Below are 3,804 nucleotides of genomic sequence, written 5' to 3' on the forward strand. Positions count from 1 at the left end.
AGTCGCTCTTCCTCATCCTCACCTCGCAGGCCCGGGACACGCTGCGCGGCGTGCAGACGGTCATCGTCGACGAGATCCACGCGGTAGCCGGGACCAAGCGGGGCGCGCACCTGGCCCTGTCCCTCGAACGGCTCGACGCACTGCGCGGCGCCTCCGGTGACGGTGCTGCCTCCGGGGGCGGCGCCAGGCGGGCGCAGCGGGTCGGGCTGTCGGCCACCGTGCGCCCGCCGTCCGAGGTCGCCTCCTTCCTCGGCGGGGCCCGGCCGGTGACGATCGTCGCGCCGGCCAGCACCAAGCAGCTCGAACTCGAGGTCGTGGTGCCGGTCGAGGACATGCGCGACCTGTCCGACCAGCCGATGGCCCCGGGCGGCGCGGGCGGCGACGATGACCCGGTGGTACGCCGGTCGATCTGGCCGCACGTGGAGGAACGGGTCCTCGACCTCATCCAGTCGCACCGCTCGACGATCGTGTTCGCCAACTCGCGGCGGCTGGCCGAGCGGCTGTGCGGCCGCCTCAACGAGCTGGCCTCGGAACGGGCCTTCGTCGCGGCCGGCGGAACGCCGGGAGAGGTCCCCGACGACGCCGAGGACGTCGTCATCGCGCGGGCGCACCACGGGTCGGTGTCCCGTCAGGAGCGGAGCGATATCGAGGAGGCGCTCAAGGCCGGGCGTCTCCCGGCCGTCGTGGCCACCTCGAGCCTCGAGCTCGGCATCGACATGGGCGCGGTCGACCTGGTCATCCAGGTCGAGTCGCCGCCGTCGGTGGCCAGCGGGCTGCAGCGGGTCGGCCGGGCCGGGCACAACGTGGGCGACGTGTCCCGGGGCGTGTTCTTCCCCAAGTACGCCGCCGACCTGGTCCAGGCGGCCGTGGTGGCCGACCGGATGCAGACCGGGGCGATCGAGGAGCTGCGTATCCCGCGCAACCCGCTCGACGTGCTGGCCCAGCACATCGTCGCGATGACCGCGATGGACGACTGGGCCGTGGACGACCTCGAGGCCACGATCCGGCGCTGCGCGCCGTTCGCCACGCTGACCCGGGCCGTGCTCGAGGCGGTGCTCGACATGCTGGCCGGGCGCTACCCGGGCGAGGAGTTCGCCGGGCTGCGGCCGCGCATCGTCTGGGACCGGGTCGCCGGGGTGATCCACGGGCGGCCGGGGGCGCAGAAGCTCGCGGTGACCAGCGGCGGGACGATCCCCGACCGCGGGTACTTCGGCGTTTTCCTGCCCGCCGCCGCCGAGTCCCGCGCGCCGCGCCGGGTGGGCGAGCTGGACGAGGAGATGGTCTACGAGTCGCGGGTCGGCGACGTGTCGCGGGGCGTGATCTTCCCCAAGTACGCCGCTGACCTGGTGCAGGCGGCCGTGGTCGCCGACCGGATGCAGGCCGGCGCGATCGAGGAGCTGCGCATCCCGCGCAACCCGCTCGACGTCCTCGCCCAGCAGATCGTCGCGATGACCGCGCTCGACGACTGGGTGGTCGACGAGCTCGAGGCGGTGATCCGGCGGTCAGCGCCGTTCGCCACGCTAACCAGGTCGGTGCTTGAAGCGGTCCTCGACATGCTGGCCGGGCGCTACCCGGGCGAGGAGTTCGCCGGGCTCAAGCCGCGGATCGTGTGGGACCGGGTGGCCGGGGTGGTGCACGGGCGGCCCGGCGCGCAGAAGCTCGCCGTGACCAGTGGGGGGACGATCCCCGACCGGGGGTACTTCGGTGTGTTCCTGCCCGCCGCGGAAGAGTCCGCCCGGGCGCCGCGGCGGGTCGGCGAACTCGACGAGGAGATGGTGTACGAGTCGCGGGTCGGCGACGTGTTCGTGCTCGGCGCCTCGTCGTGGCGGATCGAAGACATCACGCCCGACCGGGTGCTCGTGCTGCCCGCGCCGGGCCAGCCGGGCAAGCTGCCGTTCTGGCACGGCGACACACCGGGGCGGCCCGCCGAGCTCGGCAAGGCGCTCGGCGCCAAGGTGCGGGAGTTGGCCGCGCTGCCCGATGAGGCGGCGGTCGCGTCGCTGACCGCGAGCGGGCTCGACCCGCTCGCGGCGGGCAACCTCGTGTCGTACCTGTCCGATCAGCGGGCCGCGACCGGGCACGTGCCCGACGACCGGACGCTGGTCGTGGAGCGGTTCCGCGACGAACTCGGCGACTGGCGGGTCGTGCTGCACTCCCCGTACGGCGACCGGGTGCACGCGCCGTGGGCCCTGGCCATCACGGCGCGGCTCCGCGAGCGCTACGGCGGGATGGACGTGCAGGCGCTGCACACCGACGACGGAATCATTATCCGGGTGCCCGACTCCGACGAGCCGCCGCCCGCGGGCATCGCGCTGCTTGACCCCGAGGAGATCGGCGACATCATCACTGCCGAGGTCGGCGGGTCCGCGCTGTTCGCCTCCCGGTTCCGCGAGTGCGCCGCGCGGGCGCTGCTGCTACCCCGCAGGCAGCCGGGACGGCGCACTCCCCTGTGGCAGCAGCGGCAGCGCAGCGCGCAGCTGCTGGAGATCGCGGCCCAGTTCCCCGGCTTCCCGATCACGCTCGAGACCGTCAGGGAGTGCCTGCAGGACGTGTTCGACGTCCCCGCGCTCACGGAGGTGCTCCGCGACCTCGCCGCGCGCCGCATCCGCCTCGTGGAGGTGGAGACCGTCACGCCAAGCCCCTTCGGGCGGAACCTGCTCTTCCGGTACGTCGGCGCGTTCATGTACGAGGGCGACGCGCCGCTCGCCGAGCGGCGCGCGCAGGCGCTCGCGCTCGACCCGGCGCTGCTCGCCGAGCTGCTCGGCACCGAGGGCCTGCGGGAGCTGCTCGACCCCGCCGTCGTGGCGGAGACCGAGGCCGATCTGCAGCACCTGTCGGAAAACCGCCGGTGCAGGGACGCGGAGGCGGTGGCCGACCTGCTGCGCACGTCGGGGCCGCTGAGCGCGGACGAGGTCGCGGCGCGGTGCACCGAGCCGGGGCAGGCGGCGGGCTGGCTGGCCGGGCTGGCGGCCGCGCGGCGGGCCATCGAGGTGCGGGTCGCGGGGCAGCCGATGTGGGCGGCGATCGAGGACGCCGGGCGGCTGCGGGACGCGCTCGGGGTGGCGCTGCCCGTCGGCATCCCCGAGGCGTTTACCGAACCGCTCCCCGATCCGCTCGGTGACCTGGTGGCGCGGTGGGCGCGGACGCATGGCCCGTTCACGGCCGTCGTGCTCGCGGAGCGGTACGGTCTCGGGGTCGCCGTGGTCGGGATGTCGCTGCGGCGGCTGGCCGCCGACGGGCGGGTCGCCGAAGGCGAGTTTCTCGCCGGGGCGCACGGCACGCAGTGGTGCGACAGCGGGGTGCTGCGCATGCTGCGGCGCCGCTGCCTGGCCCGGCTGCGCAAGGAAGCCGAGCCGGTGCCGTCCGTGGTGCTCGGCCGGTTCCTGCCCGCCTGGCACGGCATCGGGTCCGGCCGGTCCCGGCGGGCGAGCGCGGGCGCAGTCCTTGAGGCGGTCGAGCGGCTGGCGGGCGCGCCCGTGCCCGCGTCCGCGCTTGAGACGCTCGTGCTGCCCGGGCGGGTGCCCGGCTACTCTCCCGCGCTGCTCGACGAGCTCACCGCGGCCGGCGAGGTCGTCTGGGCCGGCGCGGGCAGCGTGGGCAGCGGAGACGGCTGGCTCGTGCTCGCACCCGCCGAGTCCGCGCCCCTGCTGCTGCCCGAGCCGACCGAGCTGACCATGACCCCGCTGCACGGCGCGGTGCTTACCGCCCTCGCCGGGGGCGGCGGCATGTTCTTCCGCATGCTCAGCGACCGGGTCGCCGCGGTGCTCGACGGCCACCCGGCCGACGACGACGACCTCGTGGCGG

General features: G+C 75.0%; 1 protein-coding gene. It reads left to right on the plus strand.

Going from position 1 to position 3,804, the window contains the following annotated elements; translation table 11 throughout:
- Positions 1-14: 14 nt before the first annotated feature.
- On the plus strand, positions 15-3,804 hold a 3,790-nt coding region (locus VGH76_RS02315), incomplete at its 3' end, for an Lhr family ATP-dependent helicase (RefSeq protein WP_414637653.1).

The organism is Actinomycetospora sp. (assembly GCF_036497585.1).
Classification (GTDB): Bacteria; Actinomycetota; Actinomycetes; order Mycobacteriales; family Pseudonocardiaceae; genus Actinomycetospora.